The organism is Bacillus sp. K2I17 (assembly GCF_002209985.1).
Classification (GTDB): Bacteria; Bacillota; Bacilli; order Bacillales; family Bacillaceae_G; genus Bacillus_A; species Bacillus_A wiedmannii.
The window spans coordinates 43,671-67,371 of sequence record NZ_NJGF01000024.1 but is presented as its reverse complement, the minus strand read 5'-3'; the positions used below and the strand labels follow the sequence as shown (position 1 = coordinate 67,371).

The following is a 23,701-nucleotide window of genomic DNA, read 5'->3' as shown; positions in this document are numbered from 1 at the left end:
CAATCGGACTTTAATGGGCAGCCCGACCCCCACCTAACTTCTTTGCTTTCGCTGAATTTTGAGGTGTGGGTCTTACTGCCCATTAAATCGGGATAAATAGGAGAAAAGGTATACCGAAGTTTTGGTATACCTTTTCTATTATGCTAGATGATAGAAGTAAAGTTCCCCTTTTAAGATAATTCTCCAACAAACCAAATCTCTTTTTCATCGATTGTATCCTCATCATAAATGACTTCTTGAAAGTGCAATGTTTGGACAGTAGGACAAATTGAAATTCCCCATGTCTTCCAAAAATCAGATTCATTTGAAAGAGGAATCCATTTTTGAAATTCACTATTTCTATTAAAGAAATTATGAAAGTACCCCTCATTTTTAAATATAATAATTTGCGAATCCCACAAACTTTCTATAGAAATCAAAACAACAACTCGATATGTATGTGTATCGCTCGGTTTTATTTTTATTAAATGGTTTGCTTGATTTAATAAGGTTTGTATACACGATCGTTTTACTTTTCTAGGTGTTTTATACGAATCGATAAAAGCTTGGGAAACTGGTAAAGGCATATAACAATATTCATCGTTATAGAAAGCAGAAGGGAACGTTTTTGTATGTTCTTCAATTCGCTTTATCATCGTGTTTGTTTTACGCTTCACCCCACGTATTTTCTTTTCACGCATTGTTAAATCATCTCCATAAATTTTTGTAATGCAGCTGAGTGATATATATCTTTTCTAGTAATAAAAGTAGTAGGAACCTTTTTGAATCTATTTGGTAAAGGGTTGAATGATAAGTTATGTGCATGACCATTTAAAATAGATTTCATCATAATTGCTACGCCCATATTTGATTTTACACAGGCGAGTATTGCTTCAATTGTTCCGAACTCTAATATTCGTTTAGGCGAGATGCCTTCTTCTTGAAGCCAGTCTTCTAATAAACTTCTATAATAGCAACCTTGACTAAAAGCGAGTAAATTCATATCTTCTATGTCTGTAAGAGAGGGTAAAGGTTTTTTACTAATGAGAACTAATTCTTCTTCACGAAATACACTTGTATGAAGTTCAGCGTGCTGAGTAGAGCCAGCTATAAACGCTCCGTCTAGTTTTCTTTCTAACACTAGCCTAATTAGTTGTTCGGTCGTATTTGTTTCTAAAATCAATTCGACTTTTGGGTGTTTCTCATAGTAGGCCGTTAATATAGAGGGAAGCCTTACCGCAGTTGTAGATTCTGTACATCCGATTTTCAACGTGCCCTTTGGCTCAGTTCCATTACTTTGAACCGCTTTTATAGATTGATCCATTAAGTGGATAATTTGTTTAGCGTATGTTAATAAAATCTCACCGTTAGAAGTTAAAGTTACACCTTTTCCGTTACGGTAAAATAAAGGCACACCTAATTCATTTTCTAGTTGTTTCATACGCATTGTTACGCCTGATTGTACATAGTTCAAATTTTTAGCTGCGTGAGAAATATTATTTTCCTTCGCAACTTCGTAAAATACAGTTAAATCTTTTATGTCCACGTATCATCCCTCCGAAAAGGTATCAATTTTTTTGATGGATTATATGATGAATATTTATTTTATATGATATCAGAACTTTCATACAATGGAAGGGGGTGGAGGGATGATTGTGTTAATCGAAGAAAGGATGAAAAGTACTTATAAGTGGATGATGTTAATTGTTGCGACGATTGCTCAAACAACAGCGACGCTTATAACGTATGGTGTTGGAGTTTTGGCGTTATTTTGGAAAGAAGAATATGCGCTTACGAATATGGAGAGTGGATTGTTAGTAAGTGTTGTAAATGTTGGACCATTATTTTGTATGCTTTTTGTTGGGCGGCTACTTGATCAATATGATGAAAAGTTGTTAATTTCTATAAGTTCATTTTTGCTAGGAGGTTCGCTTTTACTAACTAATATAGTAAATGGATTTAATGGACTGTTATTTGTACTTTTATTAGTAGGAATGTTTTATAGTGTTTCCCAGCCAGGAGGAAGTAAAGTGATTTTAAAATGGTTTCCAAAAGAAAATCGTGGATTAGCGATGGGAATAAGGCAAGCTGGTATACCGATTGGTGGCGCGTTAGCGGGAGTTTTAATCCCGTTTCTTACAATACAATATAATGTGACTTATGCGATAAATAGTATGGCATGCATTTGTATAATTGGAGGTTTATTATTTTTTATGTTTTATAAAGAGCCATATGTCCAAGAGGATGTAAGGAAAGAATATATTAAAAATTCTTTATGGATGCAGCTAAAAGTAGTGATATGTAAAAAAGAGTTGTATCCAATTTATATAACAGGTATTTGCATGATTTCATTACAAATGGTGTTAGTTGGACACTTTATGAAATTTTTAGTAAGGGAACAATCCATTACATCTATTGTAGCCGGAACAGTATTTTCAGTTATGTTCTTTTCTGGAATGATTGGCCGTGTTGCATTAGCAGCTATTAGTGATGTGTTTTATAAGGGGAATCGGCGCATACCTTTATTTATAACTGTCTGTGCTTCTATCGGTTTGATTCTATTGTTAGTAATGAGCATACATACAGTAACGAGTGGAGTATTGTATGGTGTCAGCGCATTGTTAGGCTTCTTTTCAATTGGTTGGTTTAGTCTTTTTATCGTCGAAGTTGCTGAATTGGCAAGTGAAGAATCTGTTGGAATAACAGTTAGTTTGGCGCTGACATTCAATCAAATTGCTATTATTGCTGCACCTGTTTTATTTGGGTATATTGTCGATGAGAAAGGGTATACGTGTGCGTGGTTGTGTATAGTGGTATTACTAAGTATTTCGGCAGTGAGTTTATATAGTAAAAGCAAAAAATAAAAGAAAGTTAGTAATGTAAATTTTATATGAAGAAATTCTAAAGAAATGCCGAATGTGCGACATTTCTATTTTATATGTTGTATAATCAAAAAATAAATGAGATTCGTTTTCAATGACGTTCATTACCTCTTTTGAAATTACCTGTTACTTTAGCCATAATGAGTTGTTTTTCTGTATCGTTATGTTATGTGCATGATTTATTTTGTTTAAAAATTTTTCAGCATCATTTCCTTTTAATATTTTAATTTATTTTCCGTAATATTCAATTAAAACTATGTTTTTTTTTGTTACTCTGTAATGGAACATCATATCATTTAAACGATTGTGTTTATCGGTATTTTTCATCGTAACAACTCCATTTCTTATTATGTGTAACAAATGTTACATAAGCTGTTGAAATTATAGTAGGGTGTATCCGATTGTAAGGTGGAAATTTTGCAAGAAAGAAATACAATAGAGAGTAGCCAAAAACTGAATATGAGAAAAAGGAATCTAGTTTAAATAGGTGAATAATAGATAGATAATATTATGAAATATTTGAAAATTAAAAGATATAGAATAGAATGGATGCATGTTAAGTGAAACTAGATAAAAGAGGGTTCCTATTATGCTAAAGAAATGGTTAATTGTTTTCTTTATTTTTGCTATTTTTTGTGGGAGTGTCGTTGCACTAATACATGTAAATAAAGGAAAGAAATATGATATAAAGGCATTTTCTAATGTAAATAGTAAGCAAAAGGACGGTATGCAAGAAGTTGATGTAAATGAAAAAAAGCGCTATGAAGTTGTAGCTGGAAAACTAGATCAATATTTAAAAGATAAAGGATTTAATGGGAGTGTTCTTGTAGCTAGTAAAGATCATGTAATTTTACGAAAAGGTTATGGATATGCGAATGTGAAAGATAAAGTAGTAACAACGCCAAGAACGAAATATCGCATTGGTTCTATTACGAAAACAGTCGTTGCAATATCTATTATGCAGCTAAAAGAAAAAGGGAAATTAAGTATTGAAGACAATGTAAATAAGTATATTCCATCATTTCCGGCAGATAAAAACATTACGTTACGAAATTTGTTAACCCATACGTCTGGGTTGCCAGATCAGGGACAAGGTAGGGTTGATGCGGCGTCACGATTAAAGTTAGTAACGTGGATTGGTGCACAAAAATTGCAATTTCCTGCAGGGACTGGTTGGAAATATACAGATTATAATTATATGGTGCTTGCGTATATTGTAGAAAAGATATCGAATAAACCGCTCGCTGAATATGTGAAAGAAAATATTTTTACGCCTGTTGAAATGCATGAATCTGGAATGGGTGCAACTCTCCCTGAAGATATTTTTTTAGCAGAAGGTTATACGAAAAAAGATAACGAGTTAATAGCTGCGCCTCGGTTAAAAATGAATTGGCTGTATGGGTGTGGTGAAATGTATACGACTATTGAAGATATGAAAAGATTAGATGAGGCTATTATGGATGGAAAGTTGATTTCTAAACAAAGTGTATCAGATATGTTTACTGCATCATCTGTAAGAAAATATGGGTTTAGTTTCTATACTAATCCAGATTATTATCATAATCATGGTGTATTAGCTGGTTGGAATACATTTAATAATTTTAACCGGGATAAACGAACGTTTGTAATATTATTCTCTAACGTACAAAATGGTATGAATGATTCGTTTAATCAGGAGTTTAGGAAAATGGCGAATGATTTAATAGAAGGAAAATAATAATTTTAAAAGTCGGTATTGATATGTAATTATCAATACCGATTTTTTTATTTAGTCATGTTCTATTTGCTGACTAAGTAGGTGAGAAAGGTGGTTGATATTTGAATAAATCTATATAGGTAGTTAAATGATATGAATGTAAAGGATAATTGGTAATTTTTACATTGATGAAAAAGCTTGAGCTTCACACTATGTGAAGCTTTACATTATTGGAGGTAAGAACAGGAGGATGAAAAGGTGAAAAAAGTAGTAAAGTTTTGTTTAATAGCTGCATTATCTACAACGATTATTAGTGGTTGTTCTTTTGAAGGTGGTAAAGAAAATGTAAAAGGGAAAGAGAATGGAAAAGTAGAGGTACAGAAAAAAGTTGGGAAATATACGATGCCAGATGAAAAAGATAAGCATGAAGGTACATGGTTGCAATGGCCTCATGAATACACATATGGTCAAGAATATAAGCAGGAAGTTGAACCGATTTGGGTTAAGATGGCAAGCGCTTTAACTGAGGGTGAAAAAGTTCATATTGTTGCATACGATGAGGAAGAGAAAGAGCGCATCAATAATCTTTTAATAGATAAAGGACTGAATATGGATAAAATTGATTTCTTTATCGCTCCTACTGATGATGTATGGGCAAGAGATAGTGGACCGATTTTTGTTTATGACAATAATAAAAATCTCAAAATATTAGATCCGGCATTTAATGGTTGGGGAAAGAAAACACCTTATAAAAATGATGCTCGTATACGTGAAAATGTTAGTAAACAATTAGGGGTTGAAAGGATTGATTGGGGGAACTTTGTCCTTGAAGGCGGCGCAATTGAATTAGACAGTAATGGGACTGCTTTATTAACTCGAAGTGCAGTAACAAATAAAAATAGAAATCCAAATTTATCAGAAAAGGAAATTGAAAAATATATAAGTGACCTAGGAGTATCAAACTTTATTTGGTTAGATGGAGTACCTAATTTAGATATTACTGATTTTCATATCGATGGATTTGCTAAATTCCATGGTAAATCTACCATTGTAACGATGAAAGAAGATGACCTAGCCGAATGGGGGTTGTCAAACAAGGATATGGATACATTGTTAGATGCAAAAAATGCTTCAGGACAGAAGTATAAGTATGAATACTTACCCCTTAGTAAAGATAAAGTTACTTTAGAAAATGGAAAAGCTCTCGATTATAAAGGCTCGTATAGCAATTATTATATTGGGAATGCTGTGGTATTGGTTCCTAATTATAATGATCCGAATGATAAAATCGCAAACGATACGATTCAGAAGTTATATCCAGATCGTAAAGTAGTTGGTATTGATGTGAGAGAGCTTTATAAAAATGGCGGCATGATTCATTGTGTTACACAGCAACAACCGATTCAATTGAAAGAATCGATTGAAATTCAGCAACCTACCGACAAAATAGGTACATTGTTACCTTTATCTATTTTGTCATGTTTTATTTTTCGCAAAAAGGAGCAAGGGCATTGAAAGGAATAATATTAACTAGTTTCCTAATGATAGGGCTTATGATTCTATTATTAAATTTCATACTTTCATATAAATTTTTATTATTGTATTTTAAAACCCTGTCAAGAGTCAATTTTTCGCTCAACCACGGCTATATATTTTTTATATAAATATATAATATTTCTCCGTGCTATAATCCATTCATGAAATGTGCACGTTTCGAACATTGTTATGAAAAGAGAAATAGTTGGCATAGTGAAATTAGTTATTCAACCATTATTAAAAAGCGAGGTAAATAATATGGAACAAAAACATAATGGAATTATTTTTACTGCAATACCAGATAAATCAAATGCATATTATCGTCCATTTTATGAAGACCTGATTTATTTTAATGAATACGTAAATGAAAATAAATCATTTACTGATCAACTAGTTTCTTTATCCATTGAAGAGCAAGACTTTCATACAAGCTTTTTTGAGTATGATGATATTTGGCTAAGAGATGTTGCACCAGTTGTTACAAATCATTTAGTTAAATTTAAATATCAACCAAATTACTTACCGAAAGATCAATGGAGATATTTAGATCAACAATTTAATAAATGGTTAAAAAAGAACGATTTTGAATATGTGAAGTCTCCATTGATATTAGACGGTGGAAATCTTATTTGGAATAAAAAAGATACTGTTATATTAACGGAACGCATATTTGATGATAATGATGATTGGACGGAAGAAGAAATTATAGAGCAACTGGAATGGGATTTGGATGTGAGCCGCGTTATTATTATTCCTGTTGAAGAAGGGGACGTACTTGCACATGCAGACGGAATGGTTAAATTTATTGATGAACATACGATGTTTATTAGTGATTTTTTAGGGGATCATGAATTTAGATATAATGTTCAAGAAATTATTCAAGAGCAAATGCCAGAAGCTGAATTTATAGTTGTTCCATCATCATATACAGAAAAAGGACAATATGATCAAGAAATAGCATCGGCAAAAGGGTTGTATATAAATATGTTAGAAACATGTGATGCGATTTACGTTCCTAAGTTTGGACTACCTAAAGATCGGGAAGTTTTACAATATATTCAACAACATACGGAGAAACAAGCTATTCAAATTCATGTAGGAGAAATATCAACAATGGGAGGCGCAATAAATTGTTTAACGTGGTATTGTCCTGATCATTTGTTACCTTCAAAAATGAAAAGATTGCACAATCAGAATGAAGAATTTTCAGTTAGGGAGATTTTTGATTGGTTTTAAAATAAGCGTATAAGAAAATGTATTCAAGGGGTAAGTATATGTATACAATTACTGAGTTTTCGCGGATTTGTAAAATGAGTACACGGATGCTAAGGCATTATGACAAAGAGGATATATTAAAACCAGCATATGTGAACCCTGAAAATGGGTATAGATATTATGAGCAAGGGCAGTTAGAAATAGCGTTGAAAATAAAAAAGTTAAGAGAGTATAAGTTCCCTCTACCAAAAATTAAAATCATTTTGCAGTCATCAGATCAAGACTCGTTTGTGAAACATATGCAAGCACAAATTATAGAGTTGTCTCACGAAGTGAAGCAAAATTTACAGGTTATTTCAGAAATGAATGAAATGGTAAATGTGAATAATGGCCTGCATATTGCTCGCCATAGAAGTTACGATATATTAATTGGAATGAGAAATGAAATAACAGTAATTGCTCAAAGACTGCAAATAAATATAGATGATATGGATGATTATTTTTATGACTTATATGAAAAAGTACAAAAGCATAACTTATCAATAGTTGGTTCGCCCTCTACGGTCTTTTATGATGAAGAGTATATTCCAAATGAAAGTGATGTTGAATTAAGGATTCCGGTCATGCATGGGAACAATAAAGATGTAGTACAAGAATATGAAATAAAAAAATTAAATCCACATCAAGTCGTTACTACTATGCATTATGGAAGTTATGACTATATAGGCTACGCTTATATTGCGTTAGAAAAATGGATTGAAAGAAATAGTTATGTAATAGAGGGGTCACCATATGAGGTTTACATTAAGGGACCTGAATGTGATTGTTTAGTAGAGGAGTATGTGACACAAATTTGTTTTTTAGTTATGAAAATAAGCTGAGAATAAGGATTGACATTAACATTATGTCAATCCTTATTCTATTTATGTAAGTAATTCATCATAATGAAAAGGAGAAAAAATATGAAAAAAACAATCATGATTATTTGTCTGATTCTAAGTATGACATGGGTATCGGCTTGTACTCCTGGAGTAGGAGAAGGTGAGAATGGTAGTTTTGTTTTACCTAAGGAATTGCCCAAAAATGTAGTGTTTAAAAATGGTACCATCTATACTTCAAATGGCAAGCAAGACATTGTAGAGGCTGTAGCCGTTAAAGAAGGGAAAATTACATTTGTTGGTTCAAACAAAGATGTAGAAGAATTTATAAATGAAGATACGAAAGTGGTGGATTTACAAGGACGTTTTATTCTTCCTGGTTTTGTGGACAATCATAATCATATATTTGAGGCGAAATCACCAGCAGCAGGGAATTGTAGTGTTTCACCGGATGCTTCGTTGCAAGAACAACGCTCGTATTTAAAGGTTTGTAAAAAAGATGTGAAAGATGGCGAATGGATAAGTGGAACAGGATTTAGTTTGGAAGAGCTGTTAAAAGATATGGACGAAAAGTCAGAACAACAAACGCCATTACAAGTTCTTGATGAGTTATTTCCTAATAACCCTGTATTAATTATGGAAAGAACTTCTCATTCTGTCTGGGTTAACTCAAAAGCATTGGAAGTAGCGGGAATAAATAAAGAGACGAAAGATCCGCAAGGCGGAAGAATCATCCGGGATCCAGAAACAGGAGAACCTTTCGGGCTTCTGTATGATACAGCAGGAGATATCGTGATGGAAAAAGCATGGAATTCTCAGCCTAATCTCTTTGAAAAAAATTATGAAGGTTTGCTGGACGGTTTAGATGAGGTTGCGAAGAATGGGATTACTACAGTCGGCGATGGACGTCTTTATTGGAAACGAGGCTGGTTAGATGTTTGGAATAAAGTTAACGATGAGAAAAAGTTAACGTCGCGAGTAGTACTTCGTCCGTGGGTATATCCGAACTTAAATGAAGCAGAACAAATAGAGTATTTCAAAAAGATTAAGCGTGATGATGTATCATCTCGAATGCTTATTAATCAAGTGAAGATGTATAGTGATGGAATTAGCATTAACAGTACAGCTAAAATACTAGAAAAATATAAATTTGAGTGGTTTCAGGGAACGCCGTACGGTTTGAACTATATTCCAGAAGAGAAAATGAAATGGTGGTTGAAGGAACTTAATAAACTTGGTTACGGTGCGCTCATTCATACGATTGGAGATGGCGGGGTAAGAGAGAGTTTAAATGCAATTGAGGCAGCGAAAAAAGAAGGGGCGAATCAGCCTTATACGCTTACGCATGTTGAGATGGTAGAAGATAGTGATATAAATCGTTTTGCTAAGTTAGGTATTAGCGCTGATTTCCAAGTAGGTCATGATTTTACAGAAGATCCTAAACAAAGCTGGGCAAGTACGTATTTTACAAATCAACAGATGAAACGAATTATGCCGTTAGGACGCATTTGGAAAACAGGAGCAAACGTGTCACTTAGTAGTGATTGGGATGTAAATGAACTAAATCCACTTGTGACAATTTCAAATGCACTAAGTATTAATGAAAAGGGCTTGTCTAATGTATATGCAGCTATTGATGCATATACAATTAAGCCCGCTAAAGCATTAGGCCTTGATAATATTACTGGTTCAATCGAAGTAGGTAAATCAGCCGATATGATATTACTAAATGAAGATATTACTAAAATGAGTGTCGATAAGATTCCAGATGCGAAAGTTTTAGTGACGGTTTTACAAGGAGAAGTAGTGTATCACAAGGGAAAATAAAGAATCAGTTTATGAAGTAGTTAATATATTTCTGTTGACCTTAACACGATGTCAAAGTTTAGACTGAACTTACATTCGAAGAAGGGGTGAACATGTATGAGAAATATGGAAAATAGTTTGTTTTATATGCCAGCTGAGTGGGAAAAGCATGAGGGGACATGGCTCCAATGGCCTCATGATAAAGCTCATAGAGGTGGAGGTTACAGAGCTAAGCTAGATGATATTTGGGTAACGATGGCAAAGGAGCTTCATTACGGAGAAATTGTGCATATTGTTGTATATGATGAAGAAGAAAAAGTACATGTCCAATCGAAGTTAATGGAAGCGAAAGTGGATATGGATAAAATTGATTTCTTAGTTCAAGAGACGGATGATGTGTGGGTAAGAGATAATGGACCGATTTTTGTAAAAGATAAGGAAGGCAATCTCTGCTTAACACACTGGACTTTTAATGGGTGGGGTGAGAAATATCCGTATGAAAATGATGCGGGTATTCCGGCGGAAATAAGTGAAATGTATAGCATTCCAAAAGTTAATTCTAGTGTCTGTCTAGAGGGCGGGGGAATAGAGATAAACGGAAATGGAACCTTAATGGCGGCAAAAACTTCTATTATAAATGAAAATCGAAATGCTACACTAAGTCAGGAAGAGATTGAAATAGAGTTAACGAAGCATTTAGGGGTAACGAATTTTATATGGATAACGGGCATTCGCGGTGAGGATAATTATGATGAAGATACGGATTACCATATTGATGGAGCAGCACGTTTTGTAAATGAAAATACAATTCTTTATGAATATGATCCTTTCGGAGAAAGTGAATCATACCTTTTGGAGGCGTACGAAAAGCATTATCAAGAATTGCGACAAGCAAGAAATATAGATGGAAAACCATTTCAGCTCATACCAGTACCGGTGACAAGAAAAGTGGTAAAAGAAGCAGACTGTAAGGGCTCATATTTGAATTTCTACATTGGAAATGAAGTTGTATTAGTTCCTATATATGGTGATGAACATGACAAGTTAGGGCTTCAAATCATGGAAGGGCAGTTTCCAGGAAGAAGAATTGTCGGTATTTATGTAAATGAACTGTTTGCGTATGGTGGCATGATTCATTGTGTGACGCAGCAACATTTGGCATAGAGTATCCGAAATGAAAAAAGCATGCAGAGTATATACTCTGCATGCTTTTTATAATGCTGAAAACTCTTCAACAAGTGAGCTAAAACGATTTAGTGCACTTTCAATCGGTTCTGGCGTAGTTAAATCAACTCCAGCTTTTTTCAGTAAGTTTAATGGATAGTCAGAACTTCCGCCTTTAAGGAATTCAATATAATGTTTTTGAGTATTTGGATCGCCGCTCAATAACTTATCAGCAATTTGGATTGCAGAAGCGAAACCAGTTGCGTATTTGTACACGTAAAATGGACGATAGAAATGCGGTATTCTAGCCCAGCCGTATTTTACTTCTTCGTCAAATACGAGGGAGTCGCCATTATACTCTCTAAACAAGTTTTCATAAACTTCGCTAAAGACTTGGGCATTTAATGGTTTACCTTGCTGCGCCATTTCATGTGTGATTTTTTCAAACTCAGCGAACATAATTTGTGTAAAGAAAGTGCCTTTAAATTTGTCGATGAAATGATTTACTAAATGGTTACGTACATTAGCATCTTTTGCTTCTTTTAATAAATGATGAATTAATAGGACTTCATTTACTGTAGAAGCGACTTCTGCAACAAAAATAGTATAGTGTGCAGAAATTCTCGGTTGGTATCCGTGTGAGTAGTGCGTATGCATACCGTGTCCACATTCATGAGTGAGAGTGAAAAGGTTATTTAAATCATCGTGATGATTTAAAAGAATGAAAGGATGAACACCGTATACACCAAAATTATAAGCGCCGGAACGTTTTCCTGGCGTTTCTCTCACGTCAATATAACGCTTATCTTTAAAGCTTTTTAATGTTTCAATATATTCTTCACCTAATGGAGCTAGTGATTCGATCATCATGTCAAACGCTTTGTCATATGGAATGTCTTGTTTTACACCCGCTACTAAATCAACGCTCAAGTCGTACTGGCGTAGTTCATCTACATGTAATTTTTCTTTTCGAAGTTCATTATAAGTATGTAGTGATTGAATATTTTTTTTCGTCGTCTCAATTAAATTTTCATATACTTCTTTCGGAACCGTGTCGCCAAATAATGACTTTTCTAAAGCTGATGGATATTTTCTTAGCTTTGAAACAGTAACATTATTTTTAATAGCAGCAGATAAAGTAGAAGCGATAGAATTTTTTAATTGAACGTATGGTTTGTAATAAGCTTTATAGGCTTCTTTACGTTTCTCGCGATTTTCATCTTCTATTAACTTTGCATACATTCCACGCGTTAAAGTAACTTTTTCTCCCTCATCAGTAGTCACTTCACCAAATAGTATATCTGCATTATTTAACATGCCGTATGTATGCTGCGGGGAGGAAAGTGCTTCACCCATTTGTGATAAAATCTCTTCTTGGTCTTTATTCAATACGTGTTTTTTATAACGGTATAATTCAAATAAGTCTTCTTTATAATATTGTAAACCTTCTGCTTCTTCTATGTAAGAATGTAATGTGTTTTCATCTACGCTAAGTAAGAATGGGGAAAAGAAAGATTTAGCCGCACTTACTTTCACGTGTAATTGTGATACTTTATCGACAAGAGATTGAGCGTCAGTATCGCGCGTATCAAGATCAGATTGTAATCGTGCATAAGCGAACATTAAAGATATTATGCTAGAAATTTCTTCGCTCTTTGTTAAATAGGCTAATAAACTATTGCCATCGTGAATATGTCCATTAAACTCATGTAATTCTTTCGTTAATACTTCAATTTTATGAAAATCGCTTTCCCAATCTTCAATTGTATGATAAATATCCGTTAAATCCCATTTCTCTTTATCATCTACTTGTAGTCGATCTTTAAGTTCTGTCATAATCATTTCCTTTCTAAATATGTAGTTATATTCCTATATAACTATGAAATACAACAAATTGCAAAAAATCCCTGCTGAAAATTGAAAAGCCTTGCTAAAATGACAAGGCTAAAAAAATTATAATGTAATTCCGAATTTTGAATGTAAAAGATTTTTATATTGCACATCTGTAACGTTTTCTTTCGTTTTTTTACCGTTTTTCGCTATTGTGAGACTATCCTTTGTTAAAGATGCATGCCCATCTTCAGTTAGTTTTACAATAAGAGGTACTTTATTAAATGGTGAGCCCTCATGTTCAACGATAATTTCTTGTGCTGCATTTGCTTTTTCTTCATCCACTTCTTCTATATAAAATGCATAGCCTAACGTCCAATCATCAGCAGAAGATTGATCCAAAAACTCATTGTTTTTACGCATCTCTAACATGTAATTTCCCTTTTCAGTCATTTCTTTACGAATACGATAATCTCCTGTAATGGAGTGAATGACTTCACCTGAGAAAGGAATAGGTGTAAGAGGTAAGTATGATCCGAATCCTACTTCAATTAAATAAAGTTCATTATGATGTGCTAAAACAGTTGCGATGTGTCCAGAATCAACAGCCCATATAGAATTTGCAGCATTGTACACTGTTCCTGAAACGAGATGAACATCAAATCCAGCGTCTTTAAGGAAGTAGTACATAGTAGGATTGAGTTCATAACAAAGACCGCCACGGTTGTTTACTAAAATTTTTTCTTTTAGATTTTCTTTTGATATTTCTGTAAAGTTGTTTTCGAGTATATTTAAGTTTTCAAAAGGGACAGTTTGTGCCATCGCGTACATAATGTTAGGTAAATCTTCAAATGAAACTTTTTGTTTTTCTTCTATATGTAATCGTGCGAAAAATTGTTTTTGAAAGTCGGTCATAGAAATCCCTCCGTCATGCTTTTATAGATAAATTGTAAACAATCTTGAATAAGATGTGAAATGAAAACTACTTTGAAGTATTTGTTAAATATGTGAAGTTAGATTAAAAAATAATGTGGGAGAGTGAGAGATTGCTACTTTACTAATTGTAGAACGAATATTATAATAATTCCGATAAACTATGCAAACGTTTTCTTGGAAGGGGATGATGTAAATATGTTGAAAAGAATAACAGTAGTCGGCTTGTCGGTTGTTTTGTATTTACCTAGTATATATGGGGGGAGTAAAGTTTATGCAGATACGGTTAACAATGGAACGTTAATGCAGTATTTTGAGTGATATGCTCCGAATGATGGGAATCATTGGAATCGTTTGCGTTCGGATGCTGGAAATTTAGCTCAGAAAGAAATTACATCTGTCTGGATACCGCCTGCATATAAAGGAACTACGCAAAATGACGTAGGATATGGAGCGTATGATTTATATGATTTGGGAGAATTCAATCAAAAAGGAACGGTGCGGACGAAATATGGGACAAAAGCACAGCTGAAATCTGCAATTGAAGCTTTACATAAGCAAAACATTGATGTATATGGTGATGTAGTTATGAATCACAAAGGTGGAGCAGATTATACTGAAACTGTAACAGTTGTCGAGGTAGACCGTAACAATCGAAATATTGAAGTATCCGGTGATTATGAAATTAATGCATGGACAGGGTTTAACTTTCCAGGGCGTGGCGATGCTTATTCTAATTTCAAATGGAAATGGTATCATTTTGACGGAACGGATTGGGATGAAGGAAGGAAATTAAATCGAATTTATAAATTTAGGGGGATAGGTAAAGCATGGGACTGGGAAGTGTCTAGCGAGAATGGAAATTATGATTATTTGATGTATGCAGATCTTGATTTTGATCATCCAGATGTTGCGAATGAGATGAAAAATTGGGGAAAGTGGTATGCGAATGAATTAAATTTAGATGGCTTTCGTTTAGATGCTGTTAAACATATTGATCATGAATATTTACGCGATTGGGTAAATCATGTCAGACAGCAAACGGGGAAAGAAATGTTTACAGTAGCTGAATATTGGCAAAATGATATTCGAACTTTAAATAATTATTTAGCGAAGGTCAATTATAATCAATCTGTATTTGATGCACCACTGCATTACAATTTTCATTATGCTTCAAAAGGAAATGGGAATTATGATATGAGAAATATTTTAAATGGAACAGTAATGCAAAATCACCCTGCACTTGCAGTTACTCTCGTTGAGAATCATGATTCTCAGCCTGGACAGTCATTAGAATCTGTAGTAAGTCCGTGGTTTAAACCGTTGGCATATGCATTTATTTTAACTCGTGCAGAGGGCTATCCTTCAGTTTTCTATGGTGATTACTATGGGACAAACGGAAATAGTAGTTATGAAATTCCAGCATTAAAAGATAAAATTGATCCGATTTTGACGGCACGAAAAAACTTTGCATATGGTACGCAGCGTGATTATTTAGACCATCCAGATGTGATTGGATGGACAAGAGAAGGTGATAGTGTACATGCTAATTCTGGTTTAGCGACATTAATCTCTGATGGACCGGGAGGATCAAAGTGGATGGATGTTGGAAAGAATAATGCAGGGGAAGTATGGCACGATATGACGGGTAATCAAACAAATACTGTAACAATTAATAAGGATGGATGGGGGCAGTTCCATGTAAGTGGAGGATCAGTTTCCATATATGTTCAGCAGTGAATTGTTAATAGAAAAGAAGAGGTAGACTGAAATATAAGTTTTCCTCTTCTTTTTATATTATTATCATTCCTAAATCTTTATTTTAATAAATGAACTAGTCGACTTTTGAGACAACAAGAGATGCGTTGGAATAAATAATGTCACCTGTGGCTTCTCTTATTCGTACTCGAATAACATCTCCTTGGTTTAAAGATAATAGATCAGTTCTGGCGGATGTAGCTCTTACTCCAGAACCACCACCAACTCGTGTTTCAATTGCGAATTGAATCGAATCGTTTATTGTAAGATTTAATATGCTAGATGAAATAGCTTGTATCGCAAATACGATTGAAAAGGATACAGAGTATACACCAGTGGTATTAATTGTAATGGAGTTGTCTACTGAATTTAGAGTAGTTCCACTAACAGGTCCTGGAATGGTAAAGTTAACATTTGTATTAACTACTGCTGAAAAACCGATACCTATTTCAGAAGTTATTGTTCCAAATACAGGGAGTATCCCTAAACCGGTTGCTCCAGTAGGCCCAGTTATTCCAATTCCGGTAGACCCTGTAACCCCAGTGGGCCCAGTTATTCCAATTCCGGTAGGCCCTGTAACCCCAGTAGGCCCAGTTATTCCAATTCCAGTGGGTCCTGTAACCCCAGTAGGCCCAGTTATTCCAATTCCGGTAGGTCCTGTAACCCCAGTAGGCCCAGTTATTCCAATTCCGGTAGGTCCTGTAACCCCAGTAGGCCCGGTCGGAAATGTAAATGGTGGAATTGGTGGTAGTGTGGGACCAATTAAATTTGGTTCAAGAGCAGGCCCAGGTAAAATGATGTATTGTTCGCTCATCTAGTAACCTCCTATGATTGCTTGTCATAATTATTAAATGTATTAGGGTAAGTAAATGACATTCGCAATAGCGGAGGCGCTTATTTAATTTTTTTTGCAGCGAAATTAAAGTTATTACTTTAAAGTTCAATACAATAAAAAATAGTATTGTGATTGCTATAGAACTAAATATTAGTATGTTTTTAACGTGATTTTCATAGATATTATATTTGCTTTACGATAAAACACTTATAGTGTAAAATTACACTATAAGTGTAAAGTGATAACTAATGGGTGTTTTTACACTTGTGGTTATGAGAAGAAGTTCTTTATATAAATCGTAATTTAAAATCCATAAGGACATTTCTGTATAGGCAGTAGTAGCAAAAGGAGAGGCAATATGAAAAGAACAATAATGAAATATAGCATAATGTTTAGTTTATTCCTATTAACATCATGTGATATATCGGATAAAGAAATTGAACAAAAAGCACAAAGTTATACAAAATTGGAGCATGGTATTTCTGTAAAACTAGATCGAATTGAAATAGCCGACCAAGGTAAGGATTTTTTAGGTCCAAACACACGAACAGCTTATGTACAGCAAGTAGATGAACCGCATTTACAGTTTCAAATATCCTTCGATGGACGAAGTTCTCCAAAGGTAAATAATGATAACTATAAAATAAAAAAAGGAGCAAATGATTTACGAGAAGGATTCAATACATATTATGAGGAAAAAGGAAATAATACTCTATTTACTTTCGAGCAAATGCAGACGGGGGATATTGTTTTCGATAAGGATGCAGAGAAAAGAATAGTGAAGAAACATCCGAAGCATTATGTTACGGCAGTTTTCAAAAGTAATATCTTTTTGAACGTAAACAACCGTGCACATATGGAAACGTTAGCGGAGCTTGCGAGAAGTATTCAGGAATTTAATAAGATAATTGAAAATAGTAAGAGTAGTGTGGAAGAGATAACGATCCAGCTACCAAATATTAATAAGGATGTTTTACAATATATTGCGGTAGAGCATTTAGTAACGGCTGAAGATGCGAAGAATACCCTTGAGAAAAGAAATGAGTATATGAAGATTTTGCAATCTATAAAGTAAAAGAGTATTATCAGAAAAAAATGTCCTTAGTAAGGTGTGAAAGGGACACCTTTACTTCTCACAAAACATATAGTATGATGATTTCAGTAAATTAGATTTCAATGACTATAATATAAATTAATGAGAGGTGCTTTTTGTGAGTGCGGTAGGTACTAAATAGGAAAAATTTAATGAAATAAATCGGATAAGAACAGGGGATTTTTATGTATACCATGCCCCTAATTTTGTCATGGATTTATTTCGATACCTATGAAGATACCTACAATACTTTATAAAGCGTGTAATAAGGGGAGTGCCATCCGTTTTTTATGGCTTATTTCCTCATATGTTATTACACATGCCTTGTAAATGTAAAAGCTGCGGTATCCCCGCAGCTTTTTTGTATATTTTTTGAATGTATAAAAATGGTAAATGAATCATGTAGAACTCATTGGAATCTAATGAGTAGGTATCTTCATTTATGATAAAAATCAATCATAGTGAGGAGAAATAAAATGAATACGATGACTTTTGAAAAGTTACAATATAACGAATTAAAGGAAATAGTGAAATCATATTGTGTAAGTGGATTAGGTAAGGAATTATTAAACAAATTAGAGCCGAGTACGAGTATAAAAGTAGTGAGGAATCGCTTGAATGAAACGACGGAAGCACGAGCTATAGTAGATGCAGAAGGGCATGTTCCTTTTTTCGGTATTTCAAATATTGCTAGTACAATTCAAAAATTAGAAAAAGGGATGATTTTAGATCCTGAAGAGTTAGTAAGTGTTTCTGACTTTTTACGCGGCTGTAGAAAGATTAAAAAATTTATGTTAGATAAAGAATTTTTTGCGCCAGTATTAGCTTCTTATGCGAATTCAATGACTGAATATAAAAGTATTGAAGAGGAAATCAACTTTTCCATTAAAGGTAATAGTATTGATGCAGCTGCGAGTAAGGAATTAAAACGAATTCGCAATAACATTGATTCGGTAGACGGAAAAATAAAAGAGCGCTTAACGAAGTTTTTAAATAGTAGTGCAAATAAGAAGTATATTCAAGAGTTCTTTATTAGTAAGAAGGATGATAGGTATACGATTCCAATTAAATCTTCTTATAAAAATCAAGTTGCGGGAAGTATAGTTGAAGCGTCCGCTAAAGGTTCTACTGTATTTGTAGAACCGCATACGGTTACAAAGTTAAACGTGGAACTCGCAAGTTTGAAAGCAGAAGAAGCGATGGAAGAGTATCAAATTTTAGCGACTTTATCAGGGATGGTAGTAGAAAATATTTATCATATAAAAATTAATATGGAATTAATTAGTCAGTATGATATGGTATTTGCAAAAGCGAAGTTTAGTAAATCAATCGATGGAATAGAGCCAAAGTTAAATGATCATGGCTACATTCATTTAGTAAATTGTAAGCATCCGCTTTTAAACGGAAAAGTAGTACCGTTACACTTTGAAATCGGTCAAAGTTATCGTAGTTTAATTATTACAGGACCAAATGCGGGCGGGAAGACAATTGTATTAAAAACAATTGGACTACTAACATTAGCGACAATGTCAGGTCTGCACATCGCTGGAGATAAAGAAACAGAAATTGCTATTTTTGAAAATGTATTTGTAGATATTGGTGATAATCAAAGTATTGAAAATGCACTAAGTACATTTTCATCTCATATGAAAAATCTATCTGAAATTATGAGGATGTCAAATAATAATACGCTACTATTATTTGATGAGATAGGAAGCGGGACTGAACCGAATGAAGGGGCAGCACTTGCAATTTCTATTTTAGAGGAGTTTTATCTTGCGGGATGTATTACAGTTGCGAGTACTCATTATGGTGAAATTAAACGATTCTCAGAAATGCATGATGATTTTATGAATGCAGCGATGCAATTTAATAGTGAGACACTAGAACCACTTTATAAATTAGTAATCGGAAAATCAGGTGAAAGTAATGCACTTTGGATTGCAAATAAAATGAACGTAAGAGAACATGTACTGCAAAGAGCGAAAGAGTACATGGAAAATAAAGAATATCGTTTTGAAAAACTGAATGAAAGCAAAATTAGAAAACCGAAATTTGTGCAAGAAAAAAGAGAAAATCATTACGAGTACAAAATCGGCGATCGTGTAAATGTATTAGATTATGATGATTTTGGTATCATCTATAAGGAAATAGATAATTTCTATAACGTCGTTGTATATTATAACGGTGAATTCGTTGAAGTGAATGTAAAACGTATTACGTTAGAGGTAGCAGCAAAAGAATTATACCCAGAGGGATACGATTTAAATACACTATTTGTCGATTATAAAGAAAGAAAAATGCAACATGATATTGAGCGTGGATCGAAAAAAGCGCTTCGTAAAATCCAAAAAGAAATAAGAAAGAATAGAGAATAAGTTAAAATGGTAACGATTAGACAAGAACAACAAAGTGATTATAAAAAAACAGAAGAAATTGTACAAAAAGCATTTTTAAAAGAAGAATTCAGTGATAAAACAGAACATGAACTTGTGAGTCGTATTAGAAAATGTGAAGCGTTTATTCCTGAATTATCAATCGTTGCGGTAAATGAAGAAATTGTTGGGCACATTCTGTTATCAAAAATAAAGATAGAACAAGGTGCAACTTCTGTAGAATCATTAGCACTTGCACCGGTTTCAGTTGCTAGGGGCTATCAGAAAAAAGGAATTGGTGGAAAACTTATTGGAGCTGCGTTAGAAAAAGCGAAAGAACTTGGATACGGGTCAGTTGTAGTATTAGGACACCCAGAATACTATCCGAAATTTGGCTTTAAGAAAGCAAGTGAGTGGAATATAAAAGCACCATTTGAAGTGCCAGATGAAGTATTTATGGTGATGGAGTTAAGTGAGAACGCTCTGCAAGGTGTAGAAGGAATTGTACAGTATTCGAGTGCTTTTGCTGAGTAGGAATATCAGTTAAGAAATGTAATCATAAAAGATGCTATCTTTTTGTAGAGATATACAGAAAGATAGCTTTTTTTATTGAGCAAATTCACTTACGTATATTTTGCTCAATGAATAATTAAGATGGTAAAATTGATATAGAAATGTAAAGGGAGAGAAAAGAATGAAGAATCGAGATATAGATAGCAATGAGAATGTAGTTACGTTATATGTTACGAGACACGGTAAAACAATATTAAATACGAATCATCGCGCGCAAGGTTGGGCAGACTCTCCATTAGTAGAGAAAGGGGTGGAAGTTGCCTCTAATTTAGGAACGGGATTAAAAGATGTTCATTTTATGAGTGCATATAGTAGTGATAGTGGCCGAGCGATTGAAACTGCTAATTTAGTATTAAAATATAGTGAGCAATCAAAGTTAAAACTTGAGAAAAGAAAAAATTTACGAGAATTAAATTTTGGTATTTTTGAAGGTGAAAAACTTGAAAATATGTGGGATGTAGTTGGAAAAGCTGCGGGCGTTGCATCGCCAGAAGAACTTATGAAGTTTTCTATTCAAGAAGTGATTAATCTGATTAGAGCAGCAGACCCTACGAAACAGGCGGAAGATTGGGAATTATTTTCTACTCGTATAAAAGCAGAGATTGATAAGATTAGTGAAGAAGCTGCTGCAAATGGTGGCGGTAACGTTTTAGTTGTCGTTCATGGGCTTTTGATTACTGCATTAATTGAAATGCTAGACAGTAGCAAAACAAAACTTGGAGTGGAAAATGCTAGTGTGACGAAGATTGTATATCAAGACGGAACATACACAGTCGAGTCTGTTGGAGATATGAGTTATGTTGCAAAAGGGAAAGCAAGTGTGGAAATATAAAAATAAGAAAAGGAAGGTAGAGAAATCTAGCTTCCTTTTTATGTTGTTAATTATGGGATCAATAAAATCTTCCCAGTACTTTTTCTGCTCTCTAATAATTCATGAGCACGGGCACCATCTTGTAAAGAGAATGTAGTAGAACTTGTGATCTTTAATTTTTCGGTCGCAATCCATTTGAATAATTGAGAGGAGCGTTCTTTTCTCTCTTCATAAGATGTAAGCACGTTCCAAAGGTCTCCGCCAGTTAAAGTTTTCGAAGTATCCATAAGCATACGAGGATTAACGGATGCTGGATTACCACCGGCCATTCCGTAAAATACGACAGTGCCACCAGTTTTAGTAGCGCTAAAACTTTCCTCTAATGTAGAACCTACTGATTCATATACAACATTTACTCCATCACCGTTTGTTATTTCAAGTACTTTCGCAGGCCATGCTTCCGTATATAAAAATACGTGATCAGCACCAGCTAATGTAGCTATTTGTGCTTTTTCTTTTGATGAAGTGAGGCCGATTACTTTTCCGCCTAGTAGTTTAATTATTTGAACGAGAAGTTGCCCAACACCTCCAGCTGCGGCATGTACTAAAGCTATATCACCTTGTTTTATTTCATAGCTATCTTTCGTTAAATAATGTGCTGTTAATCCTTGTAATAAGACAGAAGCTGCTGTTTCAAAAGAAATAGAATCTGGAAGTATAATTGCTTTCTCAGATGGAACGGCAACTAGTTCTGCATTTGCAAATGGTACATCAGCAAATGCGATACGGTCTCCAGGATTAATATTCGTAACATCAGCTCCTACTTGTTCAACAATGCCAGCCCCTTCATAACCTAATACATATGGCGGGTTGCCAGCGAGATGATAATCGCCGCGGCGTCTATAAATATCGGCAAAATTTAAACCGATTGCTTTCGTGCGGACAAGAATTTCATTTGGATTTATGATTGGATCATTTAGTTCTTTATATTGTAGTACATCCGGATTTCCGAACTGTTCGAAACAAAGTGCTTTCATATGGAATACCTCCATTTTTATTGTTTGTCGATGCTCTTTATCATACAATACAAATATCGATAGACAAAGAGGATTATTTCGATAAAATCAATCGGAAATATCGATTGAAAAGAGGGATGATAAATGGAGATAAAGCAATTAATTACATTTAAAGTAGCGGCGGATACTTTGAATTTTACGCAAACTGCGAAGAAATTAAACTTTGCTCAATCGAGCGTAACGGCACAAATTAAAACGTTAGAAGCTGAGCTAGGTACGCCGTTATTTGAAAGATTAGGAAAACGTCTTTTCTTAACGGAAGCAGGTAGGAAGTTTCAACTATATGCCGACAAGATGATTGCACTTAGTAACGAAGCAAAAATGGCTGTGAAAGATGATGAGGAAATAGCAGGTACGTTAATAATCGGTGCGCAGGAAAGTCAATGTACATATAGACTTCCTTCTATATTAAAGAGGTTTAAAGCACAATTTCCTCAAATAAAGCTTATATTTAAACCGGCGCATTCCAATAAAGATGCGAAGGAACAATTGATGGAGGGAAAAGTCGATCTTGCCTTTATTTTGGACGAATGTAAAACAGAAGATGCTTTACATGTGGAGCCGCTTATGAAAGAAGAATTAAAAGTAGTAGCTGCTTCAGGGCATCGTTTACTTGAACAACCTTCCATTACTACAAAAGATTTAGAAAGTGAGACACTTTTACTAACGGAGCTTGGTTGCTCGTATCGAACTTTATTTGAAGAGCTATTTCGTACAGAAGATGTGTATCCAGCAAATAAAATTGAGTTCGTTAGTGTTGAGGCAATTAAGCAATGTGTTATTGCAGATTTAGGTATAGCGGTTTTACCAGCGATAGTAGTAGAAAAAGATATAAGAGAAGGGACGATAAAAGAGTTACATGTAGAAAATGCAATCTCACCGATTTATACACAAATTGCTTGGCATAAAGATAAATGGATGACAGCGCCGCTACAACAATTTATTGATGTAACGAGGGAGTTTTTTACAACGGATTAAGTGGAGAAATATTTATTTTATATAAAAGAAAAAATGGCACTTTTGTATAAAGAACCGATGCTTGCATGTAACAAGTATCGGTTCTTTTATGTTTTAAATAAAGGATGCTATAAAATGTGTATTTCTCAACTTTTTTTCTTAGACGGATACGTAAATTTCTTCGTATATTCCAATACTCATAAGGAAATTTACAACGTTTATTCGTTTCTGTAAGATGCCTCTAGGAAGTATGAAAGGAGGGGCGTACATAGGGGGAGATTGTCTTTATTATACGTACTTATTT

The 23,701-nt window shown here is 34.1% G+C and carries 17 protein-coding genes and 3 pseudogenes; 13 read left to right on the top strand and 7 right to left on the bottom strand.

The window, feature by feature from the left end:
* Positions 1-170: 170 nt before the first annotated feature.
* A complete protein-coding gene (locus CER22_RS22570) occupies positions 171-680 on the bottom strand; it encodes a DUF3916 domain-containing protein (protein WP_088609605.1) in 510 nt (169 codons plus the stop codon).
* Between the two features lie 2 nt (positions 681-682).
* A complete protein-coding gene (locus tag CER22_RS22565; protein ID WP_088122765.1) occupies positions 683-1,525 on the bottom strand; it encodes a LysR family transcriptional regulator in 843 nt (280 codons plus the stop codon).
* A gap of 85 nt (positions 1,526-1,610) precedes the next feature.
* Here CER22_RS22565 and CER22_RS22560 point away from each other — a divergent pair, with 85 nt between their 5' ends.
* Positions 1,611-2,843 (top strand): MFS transporter, encoded by a 1,233-nt coding sequence (locus tag CER22_RS22560; protein WP_142293538.1) that lies wholly within the window; start codon positions 1,611-1,613, stop codon positions 2,841-2,843.
* Between the two features lie 109 nt (positions 2,844-2,952).
* Here the strand turns inward: CER22_RS22560 and CER22_RS33710 are convergent.
* A pseudogene (locus CER22_RS33710) lies at positions 2,953-3,188 on the bottom strand (hypothetical protein).
* Positions 3,189-3,450: 262 nt separating this feature from the next.
* On the opposite strand from CER22_RS33710, the gene CER22_RS22550 reads away from it, so the two are divergent.
* From CER22_RS22550 to CER22_RS22525, 6 genes and pseudogenes are all read left to right on the top strand, one after another.
* The gene (locus tag CER22_RS22550; RefSeq protein ID WP_088609604.1) at positions 3,451-4,578 is read left to right on the top strand and encodes a serine hydrolase domain-containing protein; all 1,128 of its coding nucleotides are present in this window, start codon (positions 3,451-3,453) and stop codon (positions 4,576-4,578) included.
* A 237-nt stretch (positions 4,579-4,815) separates the two neighbouring features.
* Positions 4,816-5,970, top strand: a pseudogene (locus tag CER22_RS22545) (agmatine deiminase family protein); the annotation flags it as partial.
* Positions 5,971-6,351: 381 nt separating this feature from the next.
* Complete coding sequence (locus CER22_RS22540; protein ID WP_088609607.1) at positions 6,352-7,329, top strand: agmatine deiminase family protein; 978 nt, start codon at positions 6,352-6,354, stop codon at positions 7,327-7,329.
* Positions 7,330-7,367: 38 nt separating this feature from the next.
* Entirely contained in the window at positions 7,368-8,189 is an 822-nt protein-coding gene (locus CER22_RS22535; RefSeq protein WP_088064123.1) for a MerR family transcriptional regulator, read from the top strand.
* 81 nt (positions 8,190-8,270) lie between these two features.
* The gene (locus CER22_RS22530) at positions 8,271-10,013 is read left to right on the top strand and encodes an amidohydrolase (RefSeq protein ID WP_088609603.1); all 1,743 of its coding nucleotides are present in this window, start codon (positions 8,271-8,273) and stop codon (positions 10,011-10,013) included.
* A 96-nt stretch (positions 10,014-10,109) separates the two neighbouring features.
* Positions 10,110-11,156, top strand: a complete 1,047-nt coding sequence (locus CER22_RS22525) for an agmatine deiminase family protein (protein ID WP_088609602.1) — start codon at positions 10,110-10,112, stop codon at positions 11,154-11,156.
* 48 nt (positions 11,157-11,204) lie between these two features.
* Here CER22_RS22525 and pepF read toward each other — a convergent pair whose 3' ends face one another.
* Together pepF and CER22_RS22515 are read right to left on the bottom strand one after the other, a co-directional pair.
* Positions 11,205-12,992, bottom strand: coding sequence for an oligoendopeptidase F (gene pepF / locus CER22_RS22520; protein ID WP_088609601.1), 1,788 nt, complete (start codon positions 12,990-12,992; stop codon positions 11,205-11,207).
* Positions 12,993-13,109: 117 nt separating this feature from the next.
* Positions 13,110-13,901 (bottom strand): arylamine N-acetyltransferase family protein, encoded by a 792-nt coding sequence (locus tag CER22_RS22515; RefSeq protein WP_088609600.1) that lies wholly within the window; start codon positions 13,899-13,901, stop codon positions 13,110-13,112.
* A gap of 216 nt (positions 13,902-14,117) precedes the next feature.
* On the opposite strand from CER22_RS22515, the pseudogene amyS reads away from it, so the two are divergent.
* Positions 14,118-15,659: pseudogene (gene amyS / locus CER22_RS22510) on the top strand (alpha-amylase).
* A gap of 94 nt (positions 15,660-15,753) precedes the next feature.
* Here amyS and CER22_RS22505 read toward each other — a convergent pair.
* Positions 15,754-16,491 carry an exosporium leader peptide-containing protein gene (locus CER22_RS22505; protein ID WP_088609599.1) on the bottom strand — a complete coding sequence of 246 codons (738 nt, stop codon included), beginning with the start codon at positions 16,489-16,491 and terminating at the stop codon, positions 15,754-15,756.
* A gap of 379 nt (positions 16,492-16,870) precedes the next feature.
* On the opposite strand from CER22_RS22505, the gene CER22_RS22500 reads away from it, so the two are divergent.
* From CER22_RS22500 to CER22_RS22485, 4 genes are all read left to right on the top strand, one after another.
* Positions 16,871-17,587 (top strand): hypothetical protein, encoded by a 717-nt coding sequence (locus tag CER22_RS22500; RefSeq protein ID WP_088609598.1) that lies wholly within the window; start codon positions 16,871-16,873, stop codon positions 17,585-17,587.
* A gap of 494 nt (positions 17,588-18,081) precedes the next feature.
* Positions 18,082-19,983 (top strand): endonuclease MutS2, encoded by a 1,902-nt coding sequence (locus tag CER22_RS22495; protein ID WP_088609597.1) that lies wholly within the window; start codon positions 18,082-18,084, stop codon positions 19,981-19,983.
* A gap of 6 nt (positions 19,984-19,989) precedes the next feature.
* Positions 19,990-20,514, top strand: a complete 525-nt coding sequence (locus CER22_RS22490; RefSeq protein ID WP_088609596.1) for a GNAT family N-acetyltransferase — start codon at positions 19,990-19,992, stop codon at positions 20,512-20,514.
* 160 nt (positions 20,515-20,674) lie between these two features.
* Positions 20,675-21,385, top strand: a complete 711-nt coding sequence (locus CER22_RS22485; RefSeq protein ID WP_088609595.1) for a histidine phosphatase family protein — start codon at positions 20,675-20,677, stop codon at positions 21,383-21,385.
* Between the two features lie 50 nt (positions 21,386-21,435).
* On the opposite strand, the gene CER22_RS22480 is transcribed toward CER22_RS22485, so the two are convergent.
* The gene (locus tag CER22_RS22480; RefSeq protein WP_088609594.1) at positions 21,436-22,401 is read right to left on the bottom strand and encodes a quinone oxidoreductase family protein; all 966 of its coding nucleotides are present in this window, start codon (positions 22,399-22,401) and stop codon (positions 21,436-21,438) included.
* 123 nt (positions 22,402-22,524) lie between these two features.
* Here CER22_RS22480 and CER22_RS22475 point away from each other — a divergent pair, with 123 nt between their 5' ends.
* Positions 22,525-23,418, top strand: a complete 894-nt coding sequence (locus tag CER22_RS22475) for a LysR family transcriptional regulator (RefSeq protein WP_088609593.1) — start codon at positions 22,525-22,527, stop codon at positions 23,416-23,418.
* Positions 23,419-23,701: the final 283 nt, after the last annotated feature.